At 64.5% G+C, this 21,156-nt stretch carries 16 protein-coding genes and 1 riboswitch; of the genes, 9 read left to right on the top strand and 7 right to left on the bottom strand.

Annotation, left to right across the window (positions count from 1 at the left end; translation table 11 throughout):
- The first annotated feature begins 154 nt into the window (after positions 1-154).
- Entirely contained in the window at positions 155-1,516 is a 1,362-nt protein-coding gene (locus HAP47_RS06120) for a hypothetical protein (protein ID WP_173639011.1), read from the top strand.
- A gap of 94 nt (positions 1,517-1,610) precedes the next feature.
- On the opposite strand, the gene HAP47_RS06115 is transcribed toward HAP47_RS06120, so the two are convergent.
- The 4 genes from HAP47_RS06115 to metX all read right to left on the bottom strand — a co-directional run bounded on the left by HAP47_RS06115 (position 1,611) and on the right by metX (position 6,568).
- Positions 1,611-2,882: a hypothetical protein gene (locus tag HAP47_RS06115; RefSeq protein WP_173639012.1), complete on the bottom strand. Its 1,272-nt coding sequence runs from the start codon at positions 2,880-2,882 to the stop codon at positions 1,611-1,613.
- 72 nt (positions 2,883-2,954) lie between these two features.
- Positions 2,955-4,415: a G8 domain-containing protein gene (locus HAP47_RS06110; RefSeq protein WP_173639013.1), complete on the bottom strand. Its 1,461-nt coding sequence runs from the start codon at positions 4,413-4,415 to the stop codon at positions 2,955-2,957.
- Between the two features lie 273 nt (positions 4,416-4,688).
- The gene (gene metW, locus HAP47_RS06105) at positions 4,689-5,366 is read right to left on the bottom strand and encodes a methionine biosynthesis protein MetW (protein ID WP_173639014.1); all 678 of its coding nucleotides are present in this window, start codon (positions 5,364-5,366) and stop codon (positions 4,689-4,691) included.
- Complete coding sequence (gene metX, locus HAP47_RS06100) at positions 5,363-6,568, bottom strand: homoserine O-acetyltransferase MetX (protein WP_173639015.1); 1,206 nt, start codon at positions 6,566-6,568, stop codon at positions 5,363-5,365. Before metX ends, metW begins: the two co-directional genes overlap by 4 nt.
- An 84-nt stretch (positions 6,569-6,652) precedes the next feature.
- Positions 6,653-6,732, bottom strand: a riboswitch (SAM riboswitch).
- 186 nt (positions 6,733-6,918) lie between these two features.
- Between metX and HAP47_RS06095 the strand changes: the two genes are divergently transcribed.
- Genes HAP47_RS06095 through HAP47_RS06085 form a run of 3 tightly spaced genes read left to right on the top strand, consistent with a single transcriptional unit; the run spans position 6,919 to position 9,860 of the window.
- Entirely contained in the window at positions 6,919-7,782 is an 864-nt protein-coding gene (locus tag HAP47_RS06095) for a chorismate mutase (RefSeq protein WP_173639016.1), read from the top strand.
- 39 nt (positions 7,783-7,821) lie between these two features.
- The gene (gene hisC / locus HAP47_RS06090; protein WP_173639017.1) at positions 7,822-8,919 is read left to right on the top strand and encodes a histidinol-phosphate transaminase; all 1,098 of its coding nucleotides are present in this window, start codon (positions 7,822-7,824) and stop codon (positions 8,917-8,919) included.
- A gap of 8 nt (positions 8,920-8,927) precedes the next feature.
- Positions 8,928-9,860 carry a prephenate/arogenate dehydrogenase family protein gene (locus HAP47_RS06085; protein ID WP_173639018.1) on the top strand — a complete coding sequence of 311 codons (933 nt, stop codon included), beginning with the start codon at positions 8,928-8,930 and terminating at the stop codon, positions 9,858-9,860.
- A gap of 247 nt (positions 9,861-10,107) precedes the next feature.
- Here the strand turns inward: HAP47_RS06085 and HAP47_RS06080 are convergent, their stop codons facing one another.
- Both HAP47_RS06080 and HAP47_RS06075 read right to left on the bottom strand, forming a co-directional pair.
- Positions 10,108-10,587, bottom strand: coding sequence for a hypothetical protein (locus HAP47_RS06080; protein WP_224924647.1), 480 nt, complete (start codon positions 10,585-10,587; stop codon positions 10,108-10,110).
- 210 nt (positions 10,588-10,797) lie between these two features.
- Positions 10,798-12,366, bottom strand: coding sequence for a hypothetical protein (locus HAP47_RS06075; RefSeq protein ID WP_210284314.1), 1,569 nt, complete (start codon positions 12,364-12,366; stop codon positions 10,798-10,800).
- Positions 12,367-12,683: 317 nt separating this feature from the next.
- On the opposite strand from HAP47_RS06075, the gene HAP47_RS06070 reads away from it, so the two are divergent.
- Entirely contained in the window at positions 12,684-13,001 is a 318-nt protein-coding gene (locus HAP47_RS06070; protein ID WP_173639019.1) for an antibiotic biosynthesis monooxygenase family protein, read from the top strand.
- 206 nt (positions 13,002-13,207) lie between these two features.
- On the opposite strand, the gene HAP47_RS06065 is transcribed toward HAP47_RS06070, so the two are convergent.
- Positions 13,208-14,395 carry a DUF2125 domain-containing protein gene (locus HAP47_RS06065; RefSeq protein ID WP_173639020.1) on the bottom strand — a complete coding sequence of 396 codons (1,188 nt, stop codon included), beginning with the start codon at positions 14,393-14,395 and terminating at the stop codon, positions 13,208-13,210.
- Positions 14,396-14,571: 176 nt separating this feature from the next.
- On the opposite strand from HAP47_RS06065, the gene HAP47_RS06060 reads away from it, so the two are divergent.
- The 4 genes from HAP47_RS06060 to HAP47_RS06045 all read left to right on the top strand — a co-directional run bounded on the left by HAP47_RS06060 (position 14,572) and on the right by HAP47_RS06045 (position 21,109).
- Complete coding sequence (locus HAP47_RS06060) at positions 14,572-15,177, top strand: gamma-glutamylcyclotransferase (protein WP_173639021.1); 606 nt, start codon at positions 14,572-14,574, stop codon at positions 15,175-15,177.
- A gap of 117 nt (positions 15,178-15,294) precedes the next feature.
- Positions 15,295-17,103, top strand: a complete 1,809-nt coding sequence (locus HAP47_RS06055) for a caspase family protein (RefSeq protein WP_173639022.1) — start codon at positions 15,295-15,297, stop codon at positions 17,101-17,103.
- A gap of 172 nt (positions 17,104-17,275) precedes the next feature.
- Positions 17,276-20,569 carry an efflux RND transporter permease subunit gene (locus HAP47_RS06050; protein ID WP_173639023.1) on the top strand — a complete coding sequence of 1,098 codons (3,294 nt, stop codon included), beginning with the start codon at positions 17,276-17,278 and terminating at the stop codon, positions 20,567-20,569.
- A gap of 72 nt (positions 20,570-20,641) precedes the next feature.
- Positions 20,642-21,109, top strand: a complete 468-nt coding sequence (locus tag HAP47_RS06045; protein ID WP_173639024.1) for a peroxiredoxin family protein — start codon at positions 20,642-20,644, stop codon at positions 21,107-21,109.
- Positions 21,110-21,156: the final 47 nt, after the last annotated feature.

Here is a 21,156-nt window from a genome sequence, read left to right as displayed (position 1 = left end):
GCAGTCTGCGTCCGGAATTTGGGACGAAATCCATCAACGTTCCCACGGCACCGGGCGAACGATGAGAGCAGGTTGCCTTCTTCTGCTCTGCGCTGTTTCAATCGGGCTTGCCGTCGTCTCCAGGGCGGTTTGCGCGGAAGGCCTCGTTGAGGAAATGAAACTGGAGGCCGCGGGCGCCGCAGCGAACACGTCCTATCTCCTGGATGGGAAGCCACAGCCTTCGATCCCGATCGGCTGGGCCGTGATGAGCCCAATGATCGTCGTCATCGGCGACGATCAGTACGCGCCCATTTTCGCTCCTTGCGATCCTGCCAATCCAGGTCTGTACTGCGTTGAAATCCTGAGAAACGGCGCGACGTTCTCGGAACCGCTGGATATGGGGCACGCCTTCGCGCCCCACGGCTTTCAGGCCGAGCTCGCCTATCATCCCCCGCTGTTGTTTACCGACGGAACCAGGCTGCTGGTCGCTTACTGGGTCCGCGCGAAGGATCACCGTTCCATCATCCAATTGCTCTCGCTCGATCCGAAGGCGTCAGCTCCGGCTCCTTGGACGTTGCTATCGAGGTTCGAGAACCGTGGTGACGAGCTTCTGAGCTACCTCGGAGGAGCGATGGGCCCTGCCGGCGAAATCGTGATCGCCGGATATGGGACCGGTGGACCTGCACGAAGCCACCGGCTCGAAATAACAAAAATACTTCCGCCATACACCGGGCCCTGGATGCCGAAGCAGCTCATCGCCGAATATCCCTCGCCGGCCTACGCACCGGAATATCCGCATGTCGCCACTCGCGACGACGGCAGCATCAGCATTTTGACCGTGCTCGCCAACTACACGCCATGCCCAGAGAGTCAGGTGACATATTCAGTCTACAAGAACGTCATCGCCTTCGAAGGCCGTTATGGCGGGCCTTTCGCCGCGCGGTGGAGCGACGCTACGGCAGACACCGTAGCCGATCCGGCAAACCACGGCGACAGCTGCCTGTTCGGGGCTGATCGCTACCCGCTGGCGCATTTTTGGGACAAGCAGTCGCGCGCGATCTATTCGATCGTACGCAGCGCCGACCTCGACAAGGTCGATGCCGCGAACAGGGTGGCCTCGAACGTCCGCTTCTCACGGACGTTCAAGCTCTATCGCGAGGGCAGCCTGATCGTGCCCGACCTTGCAGTCCATTTCTCGCAATATTTCGCCGACTCGCAGCATCCTTGCTACACTCCGCAAAGCGCCTGTCACATCCACGCCATGACGATGACCCGTCTCGACAATGGAGAATTCGTCATCTTCGCCAACGCCCGCGACGATAATCCCGCCATGACCTATTCAAAGATCGGCGTCATTTGGTCGAAGGATCTCCGGACATTCTCCGAGCCGGTTTATCTGCTGACGCTCTACGGCCCCGGATACAGCATATCCGTCGCCCAACCGACAAGAACGGCATGCATTCGGTGCGCAAGCTTCAGTTCTTCAACGCAGGCAATACGTACAACCCACCGCAACTCAATTACAACCGGCGTCTGACCGTGTGGCGTTATTCCTCGAGTAGCACCGGCGCCTCTTCGATGACGCGCGGCGATCGACGAAGGCGCGAACGATTCGCACGCGCCCGCCGAAATCATTCGCCGCCTGCCGCCTGAGCAAGCGTGGCGCGGATGTCTCTTTCCATCTCCTGTTCGAAATTGCACTTCCCGCAATACTGCGCCTGCTTGTAGAATTCGAAGTTCTTTCCACGCCTGACCGCCTGTTTCGTCACGGTGAGCGACAACGGCAGCGATGTCATGTCCCCGGCCGGATCCGGAAACTTCACGTCGAGCGCGATATGGCCTTGCCCGTCCGGGCGCAATGCCGGGAAGTCCTGGATGAACGCCATTTTGGTGATGCGGTTGTCGACCATATCGGCGACGATTCCCTCCAGCCGATAGCCGTAGCGCACGTCGTCAGGGTGAATGACCAGCTTGCGAAGCAAGGGATGCACGATCAGCTTTGGGCTGGTCTTCTTGACGAAGACAAAGTTGGGGGGCTCGGAACCGGATGCCGCGCCTGCGAACGTCCAGCGGCTTTTTGCGGCCTGGTCCTCCGTGTTGACGATATGCTGTCCCGCCAAAGGATAGAGCTCGTTCGAGGGATTTTGCGCAAACTCCAATTCCTTCGACGTCGGCGCCAGACCGTCCGCATCGACCAACGCCATTGTCGCGTTGCTGCCCGGCAGCGGCTTCGCATCGACCGGCGCCAGCTGGCCACCGAACGCGACGCCAAACCGAGCCTTGATTTCCCCGCTGGTCAGCCCCTTGAGATCAGGTGGTCCGTTGTCCGCAAAGGGGACGAAGTTTTCGTTCTGCGATCCGAAATACAGCCGGAAAGTCTTGCCGGACGCATCGCTCCAGAAAATCCGGTCGTTCTCGAAGAGCATAGCGACGTCGCCATTCGCCGGCACGGCCATATCCTTGAGATCGAGGATCGTTGTCGCTCCCCCGGACGGAACGTGAATATTCCTGAGCGTAACCATGCGGAACGGACGATTCGCCGATTCGATCATGATGTTTGTTTGGTTGCGCAGGAACGCGCCATCGACGGTATTGATACCGCGCCGGGGCAGCAGCAGTCCGGTGGGAAACCGCTCGGCCGTAACATTCTGGAAGGTAATGTTCTCGGTCTGGGAATTTCCGCCGATCGCGAAATCGGTATCCATGTGATGTTCGCCGCCATAGGCGTGGACGTTGCGGATCAGCGTGTCCCGGACGTAGGGGATGAAGAGCGCGTGCCGGCTGACATTCCAAACCGTGAGATCCTCGATGAGGCTCCGGGAAGGATGCGGCGCAAGCAGCTTGTGATTCCAGATCTCGACCCCATCGGTCGAGCCGGCGGCGTAGTTGCGCGCGAGGTACAAATCGACGTCGGACGTCGAAATGCGGCCTTCCGCATCGGCGTTGACGCGATTGTCGGTATTGCGCGCATCGAACTAGGTACGGTTGCCTCCTTCGGCGAACGCATAACCGAACACGACATACGCACCCGCGGCGTGTCCAAAAGCCCAATTGTCCGTTACCCGGACGCCGGCGCTTTGCATCCAGAAGCCGTGCCCCTGATGACCATTGTCGAAGATTCCCATCCGGCTGACGAGATCATCGCCTGATCCGGTCGATCGGACGGCGAGATTCCCGCGAAATGATCCGACCTCCGTGCCGTTCTCCGCAAAGAAATGCGAGCCGGCGATCGCGAATGTCACATTGTTTTCTGCCAGGAGGTGACCGCCATGGTTGACGATTCCATGCTTCGGACTTCCCCGCACGACGCTGTTGCGCACCACATGAGGCGGGACATCGATGCGCGCGCCCGAGACGACGTGGAAATGAAGCGCGTATCGACCGACAGTGTTGTCGTCCGATCCGGGGACCAGTTTTCCAGTCTCGTCGAGATCAGGTGCGGTCTGGGCCCGCTTCGCGTCGGTACGGCCGAGATCCCGGAACTCGGCGCCGTCGATGCTCACACCGGTCTGCTGATGCAGGAACATGATATGGCCGCGCGCCGATAAGGGCGCAGCGGCCTCGGAGGCAATACGGATGTTCCTCGTGAGGTTGCCCATCGGAACGGAGGTGCCGTCCGGCGTCAGATGCGCATGTTTGAGCGGCCGATCGAGCCGGATTTGGTCGCCATCGACGCCGGCAATGGTCGGCGTCTCGTCCTCGTTGCTTGTGTCGCTTGTCCCGGGCACGATCAATTCATCCCCGACGGCCCAGTTCGACGGCAGCTGATCGAACTTGAATTCTCTCGCTCCGGATAGGAGCTGGCTCTGCGGTATCTTCCAGGCCGTCTTCTCGGCGCCATGAATCCGGATGGCACCCATCGAAATCAGCCCGCCCGCCATGTCGAACGGATCATGCTTTCGGTCTCGGAACGTTCGCGCGGCGAAGGTGAGCTTTGCGACGACGGACTTCGGCACAGGATGATCTTCGGTCCCGATCTCGAGCGCCCCTTCAGGCGTGACGACAATCGTCCGGGCATTGACGGAGGCTGCGTGATCGGTGCTCCAGACCAGGGCTCCATCGACGCGAATCCAGTCGATCCTGGCAGGGACCTCCTGATCGACCTTGACGGTCACTCCGGATGGAATGCGGACCCTTGCGCTGGCGGCGGGCGGCTTGCCCTCAGCCCAGGTGGCGGGGGCGCTCCAGTCACCCGACTTCACGGCGACATGGGTCTCCGAGCACAGGGCCACAAGTTCGAGTGCCGCGGCATGCTCGCGATGGCGCGCCAGATTGGCCGCGTGACCCGCAGCATGCTTGGACGCGCTCGGGTCGCAGGCGCCTTGCGATCGCGCGAGATGATGCTGGTGTCCAGCGGGTTCGATGATACCGACAGCCCAGACGGCTGCGGACACTGCCGCAACGACGGCGAGCGCAATCGAGATACCTGTTCGCATTGCCTTCCCCCAGCAAGTGACCATTGCGTGTCAGTCCGCGATGCCCACCATCACCTCACTATTGAATCATCTCTAATCAGCATGAACCATTTTTACACGGCGAGCGCGAACAGGAAAGCTGTACATCGGCAACCCAATCCTGTCATGGCCGACGATCTGCATCAGCGGAGCTTCCATGTGTTCCTTTGAAGGGTTGAGCATCGGCCGCGGGCCGCTGCGGTGCGCGATACGATGTCGCAGGTGGCGGCGCCGGGTCGACACGTCACATGGCTGTCACTTGGTCTTGTCGCTCGCCTTGCTACCCCGGCTGAGCAGGAACACGCCCTGTTCGCCGAACATGTTCCACACCCACCAGGGCAGGTTGAGCGGCACCGGGCGGCCGTAGAGATCGAGCGCCACCGCGCGCTCCATCTTGACGTTGATCTCCTCGCAGAGCTGCACGAAATCCTTGATGGTGCAGAAATGGATGTTGGCGGTGTCGTACCAGCTCGCCGGCAGATTCTCGGTCCGCGGCATGTGGCCGCCGATCAGGAGCTGCAGCCTCATTTTCCAGAACCCGAAATTCGGGAACGAGACGATCGCGCGATGGCCGATCCGCAGCAGGTTCTCCAGCACCACCTTCGGCTGCCGCGTCGCCTGCAAGGTCTGCGACAGGATCACGTAGTCGAAGGCGTCATCGGGATAGTTGACGAGGTCGGTGTCGGCGTCACCCTGCACCACCGCGAGACCCTTGGCGACGCAGCCATTGACGCCCTCGCGCGACAGCTCGATGCCGCGGCCGTCGATGCCGCGGCTCTCCAGCAATTGCAGCAGCTCGCCGTCGCCGCAGCCGACGTCGAGCACGCGCGAGCCCGGCCGCACCATGTCGGCGACCAGCAGATGATCAGTGCGATAGCCGCCGGTCCGCTCCGGCGCGACGCCCGGCAAGGGCAAGGTTTGCTGCATGCTCATGACTGGCCGTTGTCCCTCAATCCGCGGGCCTTGCCTGCGGCCTGCAGGAAGGCGCGGGAGATCTCGAGGAATTCCGGCACGTCGAGCAGGAACGCGTCATGGCCGCGATCGGTCTCGATCTCGGCGAACGACACCCGTGCGCTCGACGCGTTCAGCGCATGCACCAAGGCACGCGATTCCGAGGTCGGAAACAGCCAGTCGCTGGTGAACGACACCACGCAGAACCGCGTCTTGATGCCGGTGAACGCTTTCGCAAGCACGCCATTGTGGTCGGCGGCAATGTCGAAATAGTCCATCGCGCGCGTGAGATACAGATAGCTGTTGGCGTCGAAGCGCTCGACAAAGGACGAGCCCTGGTAGCGCAGATAGCTCTCGACCTGGAAATCCGCATCGAACGAGAAGGTCGGCAGCTCGCGGTCCTGCATCCGTCGCCCGAACTTGCGGTGCAGCGCGGCGTCCGAGAGATAGGTGATGTGCGCCGCCATCCGCGCCACCGCCAGTCCACGATGCGGATGCGTGTCCTCGTCGACATAGCGGCCGCCGCGCCAGTCCGGATCGGCCATCACGGCCTGGCGGCCGAGCTCGTGGAACGCGATGTTCTGCGCCGAGTGCCGCGTCGAGCAGGCGATCGCGAGCGTCGAGAACACGCGCTCGGGATAGGCCGCGGTCCATTGCAGCACCTGCATGCCGCCCATCGAGCCGCCGACCACGCAGAACAGCGTCGCAATGCCGAGGCGATCGATCAGCATCGCCTGCGCGCGCACCATGTCGGGGATCGTGATGATCGGGAAATCGAGCCCCCACACCTTGCCGGTCGCAGGGTTCAGCGACGCAGGGCCAGTCGAGCCCATGCAGCCGCCGATCACGTTGGAGCAGATGATGAAGTATTGTTCGGGATCGATCGGCTTGCCGGCGCCGACCATGGTGTCCCACCAGCCGGGCTTGCCGGTGACGGGATGGGTGTTGTTGACGTGCTGATCGCCGGTCAGCGCGTGGCAGATCAGGATCGTGTTGGACCTGTCAGCATTGAGCTGGCCATAGGTCTGATAGGCGATCTGGAACGGCGCAAGATCGACGCCGCAATCGAGCTTCAGCGGCTGATCCATGCCGAACTTCGCCACCAATGACGACGGGTGATCGGCCTCATGGGCGCGATCATCGCTCGGGGTTTGCGGGCTCGGTATCGGACGCACGTTGCTCATCTAGGCGACCCTGCCCTCGCGTGGGAGGGCTCGAACAGAAAATCAGGCCATAAAAAACCCGGCCTGAACAAGGTTCGGCCGGGAGCTGATCTGTCCCCGGCCTGTTTAGCGAGTTGTTTAACGTGGCTGCAAGCCGGCCGGCTCAAATGACCACGGAGTGCAGCGAACCTAGTCCCCAGGCCCCCCGTCGTCAAGGCGGCCCGCGAACCTCCCCTTGCCGGGCGCCAATGGTTAACCGAATGCGCAAGGCACGCCTGCGACGTTTCTCTTTGCTTTCGCTGGCCGTCTTTCCTAATCAGGGACCCTGTCTGGCACGGCATCGGGCCGCCCGGACGACAAGGTTTGAGAGCATGTCCAACCCACCCCCGTCGCCGCCCTCGCTGCAGGAGCTGCGCAAGGAGATCGACGCGATCGACGAGCAGGTTCACCGCCTGCTGATGGCGCGCGGCGACATCATCGACCGCCTGATCCAGGTCAAGAAGACCCAGGAGGTCGGCTCGGCGTTCCGCCCGGCGCGCGAGGCCAGCATGATGCGCGAACTCGTGCAGCGCCATCGCGGCATCCTGCCGCTCGACACCATCGAGAGCATCTGGCGCGTCATCATCTCGACCTTCACCTATGTGCAGGCGCCGTTCGCCGTGCATGCCGATGTTTCCGTGGGCGAGTCCGCAATGCGCGACTCGGCGCGGTTTCACTTCGGCTTCGTGGTGCCTTACGTGTCGCATTTCAGCGCCCAGGCCGCGGTCGAGGCGGCGGCGAAGTCGAAGGGCGACCTCGCGCTGGTCTCCGCGATCGCGAGCCGCACGCCGTGGTGGAATGCGCTCGAAGCCGATGGCGCGCCGAAGATCATCGCACGGCTGCCGTTCCTCGAACGCGCCGACCATCCCGCCGCGTTGCCGGTGTTCGTGATCTCGCGGGTCGCCGACGACGCCATGGTGACCGAGGTGCAGACCTGGAGCGTGCGCGTCTCCGGCTGGAACGCCGATGTCGCCCGCGCCCTGGCGCCGCTCGCCGAGATCGTCGCGGTCCCCGACACCGCGTTCGACGGCGCGGCCCTGCTGGTGTCGGTCACCGGGCAAGACCTGACCAACAAGGGTTTCGAGAAGATCAAGCTCGCCTTGATCGAGGCCGGCGCCTCGGTGCGCTCTTCGGCCCTCGTCGGCAGCCACGCAACGCGCTATACGGTGCCCTCTAACGGATCGGCCAGGACCTGAAGTAAGAGCCGGCCGCCCGTAGTATATCCGGAGTTGATGATGTCCCGCCCCGTGCCGAATCCCGGCATCCTCGATATTGCGCCCTACACGCCCGGCAAGAGCCCGGTGCCGGAACCGGGGCGCAAGGTGTTCAAGCTGTCCGCCAACGAGACGCCGTTCGGTCCGTCTCCGAAGGCGATCGCGGCCTACAAGGGCGCGGCTGACCATCTCGAGGACTATCCGGAGGGCACCTCGCGCGTGCTGCGCGAGGCGATCGGCCGCGCCTATGGGCTCGATCCGGACCGCATCATCTGCGGCGCCGGCTCCGATGAGATCCTCAATTTGCTCGCGCACACCTATCTCGCGCCCGGCGATGAGGCGATCTCGACCACCCATGGCTTCCTGGTCTACCCGATCGCCACGATGGCGAACGGCGCCAAGAACGTGATTGCGGCCGAGAGCAATTTCACGGCCGACGTCGATGCCATCCTCAAGGTGGTGACGCCGCGCACGAAACTGGTCTGGCTCGCCAACCCGAACAATCCGACCGGCACCTATATCCCGTTCGACGAGGTCAAGCGGCTGCGGGCTGAACTCCCGTCGCATGTGCTGCTGGTGCTCGACGCCGCCTATGCCGACTATGTCTCGCGCAACGACTACGAGCTTGGCATCGAGCTGGTCGCAACCACGGACAACACGGTGGTGACGCACACCTTCTCGAAGATCCATGGCCTGGCCGCGCTGCGGGTCGGCTGGATGTTCGGCCCGGCGCATATCGTCGATGCCTGCAACCGCATCCGCGGTCCGTTCAACGTCACGACGCCGGCGATGCTGGCCGCGGTGGCGGCGATCGAGGACACTGCGCATGTGCAGATGTCGCGGACGCACACCGAACAGTGGCGCAACTGGCTGACCGAGGAGATCGGCAAGCTCAGGCTCAAGGTGACGCCGAGCGTCGCCAATTTCGTGCTGATCCACTTCCCGGCCGACAAGGGCAGGACCGCCGCGGAAGCCGACGCCTATCTCACCCGGCGCGGCCTCGTGCTGCGCGCGCTCAACAATTACAAGCTGCCGCATGCGCTGCGCATGACCATTGGCACCGAGGAAGCCAACCGCCTCGTGGTCGAGGGCCTGCGCGACTTCCTGGCTGGAAAGTGAACACCGACGTGACCACGGCTCCGCTCTTCAACCGCATCGCGCTGATCGGCTTCGGCCTGATCGGCGGCTCGATCGCGCGCGGCGCACGCGCGCAAGGCCTGGTCGGCGAGATCGTGACCACCGCGCGCTCGGAGAAGACGCGCGCGCGCGTCGCCGAGCTCGGCATCGTCGATCGCGTCGTCGAGACCAATATCGAGGCGGTGAAGGACGCCGATCTCGTCATCCTCTGCATTCCGGTCGGCGCCTGTGGTCCGGTCGCGGCCGAGATTGCCGGCCATCTCAAGCCCGGCGCAATCATCTCCGACGTCGGCTCGGTGAAGGGCGCCGTCGTCAAGGACATGGCGCCGCATCTGCCTGGCGGCGTGCACTTCGTCCCGGCGCATCCGGTGGCCGGCACCGAGCATTCGGGACCGGATTCCGGCTTCGCGGAGCTCTTCATCAACCGCTGGTGCATCCTGACGCCGCCCGAAGGCACCGACCCCGCCGCGACCGACCGGCTGCGCGCGTTCTGGGCCGCGCTCGGCGCCAAGGTCGAGATCATGACGCCGGATCATCATGACCTCGTGCTCGCGATCACCAGCCATCTGCCGCATCTGATTGCCTACACCATCGTCGGCACCGCCGACGAGTTGGCGCAAGTGACGGAATCCGAGGTCATCAAGTTCTCCGCCGGCGGCTTCCGCGACTTCACCCGCATCGCGGCGTCGGACCCGACGATGTGGCGCGACGTGTTCCTCGCCAACAAGGACGCCGTGCTCGAGATGCTCGGCACCTTCACCGAGGATCTGTCGAAGCTGACGCGCGCGATCCGGCGCGGCGACGGCGAAGCGCTGTTCGACCACTTCACCCGCACCCGCGCCATCCGCCGCGGCATCGTCGAGATCGGCCAGGATTCCGCCGCGCCCGACTTCGGCCGGCCGCATGCGAATTTGAAGAAGTAGGCATAGTAGCCGGGATCTGCCCATTCGTCGTCCCGGCGAAAAGCCGACCCATACGCCGCGGCGAATGTTGTGATCGGGACTCGTCATTCTCGCATCGCACGACAATCAGCATTTGTGGTTATGGGTCCCGGTCTTCGCCGGGACGACCGGGAGTGTGCGGTGCCGCTTGTGAGTCAAACTACCGCATTCTCGCGACATGATTTGTCCGAGTCTTGCCTCTCGCGCAGACAGTCTGCAGCGCCGATCCTCATCGCCGCAGTCGCTGATCCCGGATCGGCCCCGCCGCCGATATCGGCGCAACCTTCTGGGTCAGCCGCTGGCGGCCGACGAGGCCGGCGGTTGCCAGCATGACATCGCCGCCGAACCACCACGAGCCGATCACGAACTCCCAGGCGCGCGGCGGGATCTCGTCGAACACGATGCCATAGACCGACACCAGCGCAGCCAGCGCGGCGAGGAAGATGCCGCCCGCGCTCATGAGCTCGACGGCATCAATGCGCCCCGTGGCGCGCAAGGCGGGCCTTGGAATATCGATGCCGAGATAGAAGCCGACGGCGCCGATCACGATCGTCGTCACGATGAAGGCAAGCGTGCCGAAGAAAGCGATGTGTCCCTTCGCGAGCTGGGCGGCGACGAAGGTGCCGGCCATAGCACCGGCCATCGCCAGGCCGGTTCGCTGCAACACATGCGCGGCGCGGCTGACCATCATCAGTTCGCGGGCGATCACGGCCCTCTCCTTTCTGCTCACGATCCTCATCTGCATGTTCCTTTCCAGCTCTACGCTCCCACTCCCCGTTCTTACGGGGAGAGGGTTGGGGTGAGGGGCCGTCTCCGCAACAATGCTGGCTAGCGAACTCGCGGAAACTCCCCCTCACCCAGATCGCATCTTCGATGCGATCTGACCTCTCCCCGCACGCGGGGCGAGGTAACCAGAGTCCTAGAACGGGTAGTAGCGGATCTGGGTCATGACGATGTGGTCGTCGGTCTTCGGCGCGCCGCCGACACCTGCGAAAGCGAAGCGCTGGTTGTAGGAGTACTGGATGCCGGCCTTGATCGCCCCGTAGTCGCCCTTGAAGATCGTGTCGTAGAAGCCGGCGGTGTATTGCCTGACCTCCGAGGTGTTGCCGTTGCAAGTCGCCGCCGGCGAGTTCTCGATGTTGCAGCCGAGATTGTTGTAGAGCGGGTTGCCGTAGCCGAACGGCACCGTGCCGACATTGGAGAACGTCGCCTTGGTCTTCTCGAGGCCGGCATAGGCATAGAGATCGAGCGACGGCGTGGTGTGCCAGACCGTGCCGAGCAGGAACGCCGTGATCGGCAGCGGCTGGATCGAGCCGTCCTGGCGCACCGTCGCATCCGGGAACGGCGCGGCGGTGAAGCGGCCGAGCGCACCGTGCGACGCCGAGCCTTGCAGCTCCAAGAGCTTCGGCACGATCTCCGCCGAGAAGTGCCCGCCGAAGCTCACCGTGTTGACGTCGTGATTGGCGAAGTTGAAGCGATCGTAGAAGTCGCGATACATCGCCCAGCCTTCGACATGCAGCTTGTAGGGCCCAAGCCGCGGATCCCACGCGCCCTTCACGGTGAAGTCAGGCACGTGATTGAGGCTGACATTGTTGGCGTTGTTGAAGAAGCTGCCGCCCGGCCCGGTGAGGTTGACCAGGAGGTTCGGATTGAGCACGCCCTGTGGCCCAACCGCCGGCGTGCCGACCAGCGGCGTGTTGCCGCCGAAGAACGACGTCTGCGGATTTTCCGCCGACACCGCGAGCTTGAATTCGGGCCCGATGTCCTGCCAGACACGAATGCCGGGCTGCCGCGCGGCGAGGAAGCCGGGCACCGATTCGAAATCGATCACGCCGGGGGCATCGACCGAGCGCGGATCGATGCCGGCCTTGCTCGGCGCATTCAACGACCAGCTCTGACCGGCAAGCACGTGCAGGCCGAGATCGGTGCGACTGACCTCGACGCTGGCCTGACGCAGCCGCGGGTTGAACGAGTTGGTGGCGACCGAGTTCGCGGTCTGCGCCGCGCCTTCGAAATCCATTTCGCCGTAGCCGGCGACGCGGGTGTTGGCGAAGACTTCGGCTTCGGCAAGCACCGAGAAGCGGGTCTGCCGCGCCGAGAAGCGCGACTCGCCGGTGTTGAAGTTCTTGCTCTGCGGGAACGGAATGAAGGCGTAGACCGAGCCGGTGTCGGAGGCGAGATTGCGGGTCCGATAGATGCCGGTGAGATCGACCCAGCCGCCGAAGGTGAAGGTGACGCCCTTGTAGCAGAGCTTGCCCGATGCGCAGGGATCGAACGGCACCGGCGCCTTGGCCGCCATGTGCGTGTTCTGCATTGCGCTCTGTCTTGCCGCCAGCGCCTCCTCCTTGCGCGCCTGCACTTCCATTTTCTGTTCGAGCTGCCTGAGGCGTGCCTTCAACGCCTTCAGCTCCGACGCATCGTCGTCCGCCAACGCTGGACCTGCCGACAACAGCACGCTGCCGAGCAGAATCCCCCCGAGAATTCGCATCGCTTCCCTCCACACGAGGTTGTTTCCTCAGGCGAGAGAGAGCGGTATTCAGGGACTGATATTCGCGGCGGCCCGCAATATTCCGGTTACGTTTTTCTCATCGTCGCCGCGGGAATGTTTTGCCGCGACGGACGATATCGTGCGCGAGGGAATAAGGTGTCCGCGCAGTGCGGAGGGTGGATTTTGCGCAGCACAATTCGCCTCTCAGCCCGCGGTGAACGATGGCGGACGTGTAACAACACCGGTCGCAAGACCGAATTGTCGTTCGGCACCCGTTTCAGGCTGCCACGGACATGCGATGGACGAAGGACAGCAAGATGATCGGTGAAGTCATTGTGGTCGGTGACCTGAAGTTACGGGATGACGCCTCGCTCGAGGAATACAACCGGCTGGGCGAACGCATGTACGAAATCGTCAGCCGCCTTCCGGGACTCCTGTCAGTGAAATCGTTCAAGGCGGCAGATGGCGAGGAGCTCACCCTGTTTCGCTTTGCCTCGGAAGAAGCGCTCGAAGCCTGGCGCCATCATCCGGACCACGTCGAAACCATGCAGCGCGGACATGCCGAATTCTACGCCAGCGGCTTCCTGCAGATCTGCAAGGTGATCCGCGAAGTCGGCCCGTTTGAGCATGCGTAACGGGCGTGGGGTGGATTAGCGTAGCGTAATCCGCCGTACGGCTGGCGGTGAACAACGGCGGGTTACGGCTTCGCCTAACCCGCCCCGCGAGTTCACTCCGTCATTGCGAGCGAAGCGAAGCAATCCATCGCGCCGCATATGCGGACGCATGGATTGCTTCGTCGCTGTCGCTCCTCGCAATGACGGATGTCTTCGCAGCGTCACCCTTAGAACAGCGGCGGAATCTGCGCGACTTTCAGCGGCCCCAAAAACACCGCGCCATCGGAGAAGCGCAGCGGGAAGCTGCGCGCCTTCTTGCCTTCGAGCGTCGCCTCGGTGCCGAGCGAATTGATGCCGGCGGAGATGCCGGCATTGGCGTTCTGCTTGATCACCTTGCCGAGGCCGGGGACGGCGCGATCCAGCGCGCCGAACAGATTGCTGAGGTCCTGGCTCTTCACGCCCGGTGCGACGCGGTCGAGCGTGGACTGCGGCACGCCCTCCTCCAGCATCTTGTCGATGCCGAGCGCAGGGATGACGCGCTCGAGGCCGGCGACCGTCATCTGCAACTCGCCCTCGATGCGGCCTTGCGCGTTGAGACGGAGCGTGCCGGCCGCGACCGAAAGCACGTCGCCCTGCTCGATCCGCGACTGCTGGATCTCGACGCTGCCGCCAGCCGCCTGGATCTCGCGGAAACGATCCGGCCACGGTTTGGGCGCGAAATCCTTCAGGCCGTTCAGCCGCGCATGGATGTCGGCGTTGAACGGCTGGGTGAGCAGCGGATGCACGTCCTGCAGGGTGCCGCCGGCGATCTGGAGCACGGTCTCGATCGCGGAGCTGTCCGGCGCCGAGCCGTCGACCTGCCTGCCGTGCAGCTCGATGTGATTGACGCGCATCAGCGGTGTCGGCGCGGGACCGCCGGTGCGGTCGATGGCGAGATTGTCGAACACCAGCGAGGCGCGCTGCGGCACCGCCGGCAGGCCGACCACGCTGCTGCGGCCCAGGCTCCAGTTGACCTGTAGCGTCGGCTGTGCGTTGCGCTCGGCGATCGTGGCGGGGCCCTTGAACTCCGCGATCACGAGCTTGGGATCATAGATCTGCGCCACGACCAGGATCTCGACCAGCCGCGCCACGAACGACATTTCCGGCGAGGCAGTCTGCGACACCAGCATCACGCTGGGCTGCTCGCAGCGGATTTCGAGCCGGAACGGGTAGCCCGCCACCGAGCGCTTGTCGCAATCATAGACCCGGCCGGCCTTCGCCTCCTGCGCGCGCCAGGCATCGGCCTGCACGCCGACCTGCGAGGCGGCAAAGAACCAGAAGCCGCTCCAGAGCACCGCGGCGATCAGGACCACGACAGGGACGGCATAGAGGCCGAAGCGCGAGCGACGGCTGGGGGCGGAGTTCAAATCGGACATGCGGCGTCCTTTGGCGGGCGAATTTGTCAAAATCGAAGCGGCAGCAAGCCGCGGGCAACCCTTACGCACCTCTTGCGCAATCCTCGCGCAACCTTTGCGTAACCCTTACGTAACCCTTGGAAGCGTCACGGAATCTGCTTCGCTTCGACGGCGTGTTCTGCTAGCCCATCTGCGCGATGTCAGCAAATCCTCCCCATTCCGAAACCGATGGCGACCTCTGGGTGTTCGGCTATGGCTCGCTGATGTGGAAACCGGGCTTCGAGTTCCTCGAGCAGGTGCCGGCACGGCTGATCGGCGAGCATCGCGCGCTCTGCGTCTATTCGTTCGACCACCGCGGCACGCCGGAGAAGCCGGGCCTGGTGCTCGGCCTCGACCGCGGCGGCGCCTGCCGCGGCATCGCGTTCCGCGTCGCCGCCCGCCAGCGCCACGACACCATCGCCTATTTGCGGGCGCGCGAGCAGACCACCAACGTCTACCGCGAGGTGATGCGCTCGGTGTGGCTGGAGAATGCGGCGCGCGATCGCGTCTCCGCGCTGGCCTATGTGGTCGATCGCGGCCATGTGCAATATGCCGGACGACTGTCGCTCTCCGAGCAACTGCGCCTGGTGCAGCAGGGCCACGGCCGCTCCGGCAACAACCGCGACTACGTGCTCTCGACCGTCGCGGCGATCGAGAAGCAGGGCTTTCGCGACGCGCAACTGCACCAGCTCGCGACGGTGCTGCATGATTCCGGCCCGCTGCATCGCGATGCACGTGCGGCGGACGGGCTCGATTCGGTCTGAGTGCGGCCGCGCCATTGGCGTCGATCTCGCGCATTGAGGAACCGGTTCGCGGAATTTTGCCACGGCGCGAACAATATTGTGGTTTCAATTTCCGGTCGCTGGAATGGAATGACTGGAATGCGCCCCTCATTGCTGAAGCTCGCCGCGCTCGGCCTGCTGTTGCTGCTGAACTCACCATCTCATGCCGGTCTGAGAGAGGATGGCGCGGCGTGCGACGCCAAAGAGCCGCACCCGGAGCTCGCGATCCCCGCCTGCACCCGCCTGATCGCGGCCAATCCCAGAGGACGCGACCTCGCGATCACCTATTATAACCGGGCGCTGGCCTGGCATAACAAGGGCGATCTGGAGAAAGCCAAGGCGGATTACGATCAGTCGATCGCGATCAATCCGTCGTTTGCGCCCTCCTACGGCCAGCGGGCCAAGGTCTATCTGCAGAACCAGGCCTATGACCGCGCGCTGAGCGACTTCGATCAGGCGATCCGGCTCAAGCCTGCCGGTCCGTTCAGCGCCGGCTGGTTCAACAATCGCGCCGAGTTGTTCGTTGCCACCGGGGACTATGATCGCGCGCTGGCCGATTACGGCAAGTCCATCGAGCTCGATCCCAGCTCATGGTACGCCTATGTCAATCGCGCGCTGGTCTATGATTTCCGCGGCAAAGACCGGCTCGCGGCGCTGCATTGCCAGGATGCGATCAAGCTCGCGCCGCGCGCTGCCGGCCCCTATTATTGCCGGGCCGTGGTCGAGATCAGCGCCGGCGATCTCGACAATGCGGCACGCGATATCGACCGCGCGATCGCGATCCAGGACGGGCAAGCCGAGTTCTACTCGCTGCGCGGCCTCACGCTCGCCAGCAGAGGCGAGCTCGACCAGGCCATGCGCGACTACGACCACGCCACGCAACTGAACGCACAGGGCGCGCTGAATTACGCACGCCGCGGTCTCGCCGACGAGAAGAAGGGCGATGTCGAGGGTGCGCGCGCCGACTTCCGGCATGCGCTCGAAGTCATCGGCCTCGATCAGCTCGACCGCACCCAGGGCCAGCGCGTCGCCAGGGAAGGCCTGCAACGGCTGGATCAGGTCGCCACCACGGAGAAGAGCGTCGACGCGGATCACGGCGCGGCCAAACCTGGCCCAGCCAATCCTGTCCCCGCGCTCGCCGCGGCCGTTCCGGTCCCGCCGATCGGCGCAGGCCCGAAGGCAACGAGCGAACGGCGCGTCGCCCTGGTCGTGGGCAATTCGAAATATCGCTCGGTCCCGGTGCTGCCGAATCCCGGCCAGGACGCCGCGGCGATTGCCGACACGCTGCGCGCGGTGGGCTTCCAGGATGTCCGTCTCGTCACCGACGCCTCACGGGACAGCCTGGTCGAAGCCCTCAAATCATTCGCCAACGCGGCTGACGGCGCCGATTGGGCCGTGATCTACTATGCCGGGCACGGCATGGAGATGGCGGGCGAGAACTATCTGGTGCCGGTCGACGCCAAACTCGCGACCGACCGCGACGTGTCGTTCGAGGCCGTCGCCCTGACCCAGGTGATGGGCGCCACAGAAGGGGCGCGCAAGCTGCATCTCGTCATTCTCGATGCCTGCCGCGACAATCCGTTCGCCAACCAGATCAAGCGCACCGTCGCGTCACGCTCGATCGGCAGGGGGTTGGCCCAGGTCGAACCCGACAGCGGCACGCTTGTGGTCTACGCCGCCAAGCACGGCCAGGTCGCGCTCGACGGCGACGGCGGCCACAGCCCGTTCGTGACCGCCCTGATCAAGCGCATGCAGACCCCGCGGATCGAGATCCGCAAGCTGTTCGACCTCGTGCGCGACGACGTCATGGCGGCGACGGATCGGCGCCAGCAGCCCTTCAGCTACGGTTCGGTGCCGGGAAGCGAGGACTTCTACTTTGTCGGCGCGAGCCAGAATGCAACGAAGTAGTCCGCATCCGCATGGTCGAGAACCACACGATCGGGAACATGGCCGCCATCTGGCGCTTTGTTGCGGCAAGACAAATCGCGGCGGGTGTATGGCATTGCCCTGTGACATTTAGGCTTTTGCATCGCAGCGCGGACGGATAGAAGCTCATCGGCAAACGCCGATCGCAAATGCAATGAACCTCTCCGCACCCTTCATCCGCCGGCCGGTCGGCACCACGCTGCTGTCTCTTGGACTGGTGGTGGCGGGCATCATTGCGTTCTTCAAGCTGCCGGTGTCGCCGCTGCCCGACGTCGACATTCCGACCATCATGGTGCAGGCGACCCTGCCCGGCGCCAGCCCGGCCGACGTCGCTTCCACCGTGGCGAGCCCGCTCGAGCGTCATCTCGGCCAGATCGCCAGCGTCACCGAAATGACGTCGACGTCTTCGCTCGGCTCTGCCCGCGTCACGCTGCAATTCGACATCGACCGCGACATCAACGGCGCCGCGCGCGACGTGCAGGCGGCGATCAACGCCGCGCGCGCCGACCTGCCGACCAACCTCCGCGCCAACCCTACCTACCGCAAGTTCAACCCGGCCTCGGCGCCGATCCTGATCTACACCCTGACCTCGGACACGCTGACGCCGGCCGAGCTCTATGACGCCGCCTCGACCGTGCTGGCCCAGAAGCTGTCGCAGGTCGAGGGCGTCGGCGAGGTCTCGGTCGGTGGCGGCTCGCTGCCCGCAGTGCGCGTCGAGCTGATCCCGCCGGCGCTCTACAAATACGGCATCGGGCTCGAGGACGTCCGCGCCGCGCTGTCGAGCGCCAACGCGCACAGCCCGAAGGGCGGCATCGACGTCGGCGACCAGCGCTACCAGATCTACGCCAACGACCAGGCGCGGAAGGCCGCCGACTACAAGCCGCTCGTCGTCGCCTACCGCAACGGCGCGGCGGTGCGCCTGACCGATGTCGGCGACGTCATCGATTCCGTGGAGAATGTGCGCACGCTCGGCCTTTCCAACGGAAAGCCGGCCGTCGTGATGATCGTGTACCGGCAATCGGGCGCCAACATCATCAAGATGGTCGACAGCGTGAAAGGGCTGATGCCGCAGCTCAGGGCCTCGGTTTCGCCCGCGATCGACATCACGCTGGCGATGGACCGCTCGAAGACGATCCGGGCCTCGCTGCACGACGTCGAGATCACGCTCCTCATCGCCGTCGCCCTGGTGATTCTGGTCGTGTTCGCCTTTCTGCGCAATGCGCGGGCGACACTGGTGCCTGTCGTGGCGGTCGGCGTGTCGCTGATTGCGACCTTTGCCGTGATGTACCTGCTCGGCTACACGCTCGACATCTTCTCGCTGATGGCGCTGACGGTGGCGACCGGTTTCGTGGTCGATGACGCCATCGTGGTGCTGGAGAACATCGCCCGTCACCTGGATGCCGGGATGTCGCGGCTGGAGGCGACGCTGGTCGGCACCCGCGAGGTCGGCTTCACCGTGCTCTCGATGAGCGTGTCGCTGATCGCGGTGTTCGTGCCGATCCTCCTGATGGGCGGCCTGGTCGGTCGCCTGTTCCGCGAATTCGCCATGACCATCACTATCGCGATCGTGATCTCGCTGGTGGTCTCGCTGACGACGACGCCGATGATGTGCGCGGTTCTGCTGCGCAAGGAGGAAGGCCAGCCGCATGGCTGGATCTACCGGATCAACGAGCGCGCCTTCGAGCTGATGCTGAGCGGCTACCGCGCGACGCTCGGCCTCGCCCTGCGGCATCCGCTGCTGGTGATGCTGATCCTGGGCTGCACGCTCTATCTGAACGTCCATCTCTACACGGTGGTGCCCAAGGGCTTCGTTCCACAACAGGATACCGGGCTGCTGATCGGCTCGATCCAGGCCGACCAGAGCACCTCGTTCCAGCTGATGCAGCAGAAGCTGACCCAGTTCATCGACATCGTAAAGTCAGATCCGGCGGTCGATACCGCGGTCGGCTTCACCGGCGGCGGCGGCGTCGGTCCGGGCGGCACCAACACCGGCACCGTGTTCGCTTCGCTGAAGCCGATGGACGAACGCAAACTGCGCGCCGACAAGGTGATCGAGCGGCTGCGCGCGCCCCTGGCAAAGGTGGCGGGCGCCACCCTGTTCCTGCAATCGATCGGCGATCTCGGCGCCGGCGGGCGCTCGGGCAACGCGGCGTATCAATACACGCTGAAGGGCTCGACCTTCGAGGAGCTGAACGAGTGGACGCCCAAGCTCGTTGCGGCGCTGCAGAAGGAGCCGACGCTCGCCGACGTCAACACCGACCAGCAGAACAAGGCGCTGCAGGCCAATCTGGTCATCGATCGCGACGCCGCCTCGCGGCTCGGGATCACGGTCAGCCAGCTCGACAACACGCTCTATGACGCGTTCGGGCAGCGCCAGGTCTCAACCATCTTCGTCGCGCGCAACCAGTATCATGTGATCATGGAGGTCGCGCCGCGCTTCTCGCAGGACCCGCAGACCCTGAAGGAGGTCTACATCTCGACCTCGGGCGGATCGGCGAGCGGCACGCAGAGCACCAACGCGGTGGCCGGCACGGTGGCATCGTCGTCGCAGAAGAGCTCGATCAGCTCGGTCGCCGCCAATGTGGTGCGCAATCAGGCGACCAACTCGATCGGCGCCACCGGCAAGGGCGTCGCCTCGACCGGAACGGCGGTCTCGACCAGCGCGGAGACGATGATCCCGCTGTCGAGCGTCGCCCGCTTCGAGCATGGCGAGACGCCGCTTGCGGTCAACCACCAGGATTTGCTGGTCGCCAGCACCATCTCGTTCAATTTGCCGCCAGGCGTCTCGCTCAGCACCGCGACCACCACGATCGAGAACGCGATGCATGCGCTCGGCATGCCGGCGGGCATTTCCGGCGGGTTCGCGGGCTCCGCGAAGATCTTCCAGCAGGCGCTGGCGAACGAGCTGTTCCTGATTCTCGCAGCACTCGCGACGATCTACATCTCACTCGGCATGCTCTACGAGAGCTACGTCCACCCGCTGACCATCCTCTCCACCCTGCCCTCGGCCGGCGTCGGCGCAGTCGCGGCACTGATGCTGTCGCACACCGATTTCGACATCATCGGCATGATCGGGGTGATCCTCCTGGTCGGCATCGTCAAGAAGAACGCGATCATGATGATCGACTTCGCGCTCGACGCCGAGCGCCAGCGCGGGCTGTCATCGCGCGATGCGATCTACGAGGCCTGCCTGATGCGGTTCCGCCCGATCATGATGACGACGCTCGCCGCGCTGTTCGGCGCGGTGCCGCTGATGATCGGCCTCGGTGAAGGCAGCGAGCTGCGCCAGCCGCTCGGCATCGCGATCTTCGGCGGGCTGATCCTGAGCCAGATCCTGACGCTCTACACCACGCCGGTGGTCTATCTCTATCTCGACCGCGCCAGGCTCTGGACCCAGCGCCGCCGCGCCGCGCGGCGCGCACGGCGGGCCGCGGCAAGCGCGTCTTGATCGCCCGCCGTTGACAGGCCCGCGCCGGTCTTGTCACCTTCCCGCGAGGTGGCAGGCGCAAGGAACCAGGCCGTGACTCCAGCACCGGAAATCGCCGCGTCCCGCTGGTTCAACACCGGCGAGCCACTGACCCTGGCCGCGCTGCGCGGCCGCCCGGTTCTGCTGCACGCGTTCCAGATGCTGTGTCCCGGCTGCGTCGGCCACGGCACGCCACAGACGCAACGCGCGTTCGAGCTGTTCAAGCATTCGGACCTGCAGGTGATCGGGCTGCACACCGTGTTCGAGCACCACGCGGCGATGACGGAGGTCGCGCTGGAAGTCTTCATCCACGAATACCGCCTGACCTTCCCGATCGGCGTCGACGAAGCCGGCGACGGCACGCCGATCCCGGTCACCATGCAGCGCTACGGCATGCAGGGAACCCCGACCAGCATCCTGATCGGCCGCGACGGCAACATCGTGCATCACGGTTTCGGACAACAGAGCGACATGGCGCTCGGCGCCATCATCGCGGCCGAGCTTGCCGCGCCGCACGGCTGATGCGAGCCTTCGCGATGCGAATGGGACAAGCTGAGCCGCCCTAGCAA

It is taken from the genome of Bradyrhizobium sp. 41S5 (assembly GCF_011516665.3).
Lineage (GTDB): Bacteria > Pseudomonadota > Alphaproteobacteria > Rhizobiales > Xanthobacteraceae > Bradyrhizobium > Bradyrhizobium quebecense.
The sequence above is the reverse complement of the archived record's forward strand: the minus strand, read 5'-3'. Positions and strand labels throughout refer to the sequence as shown.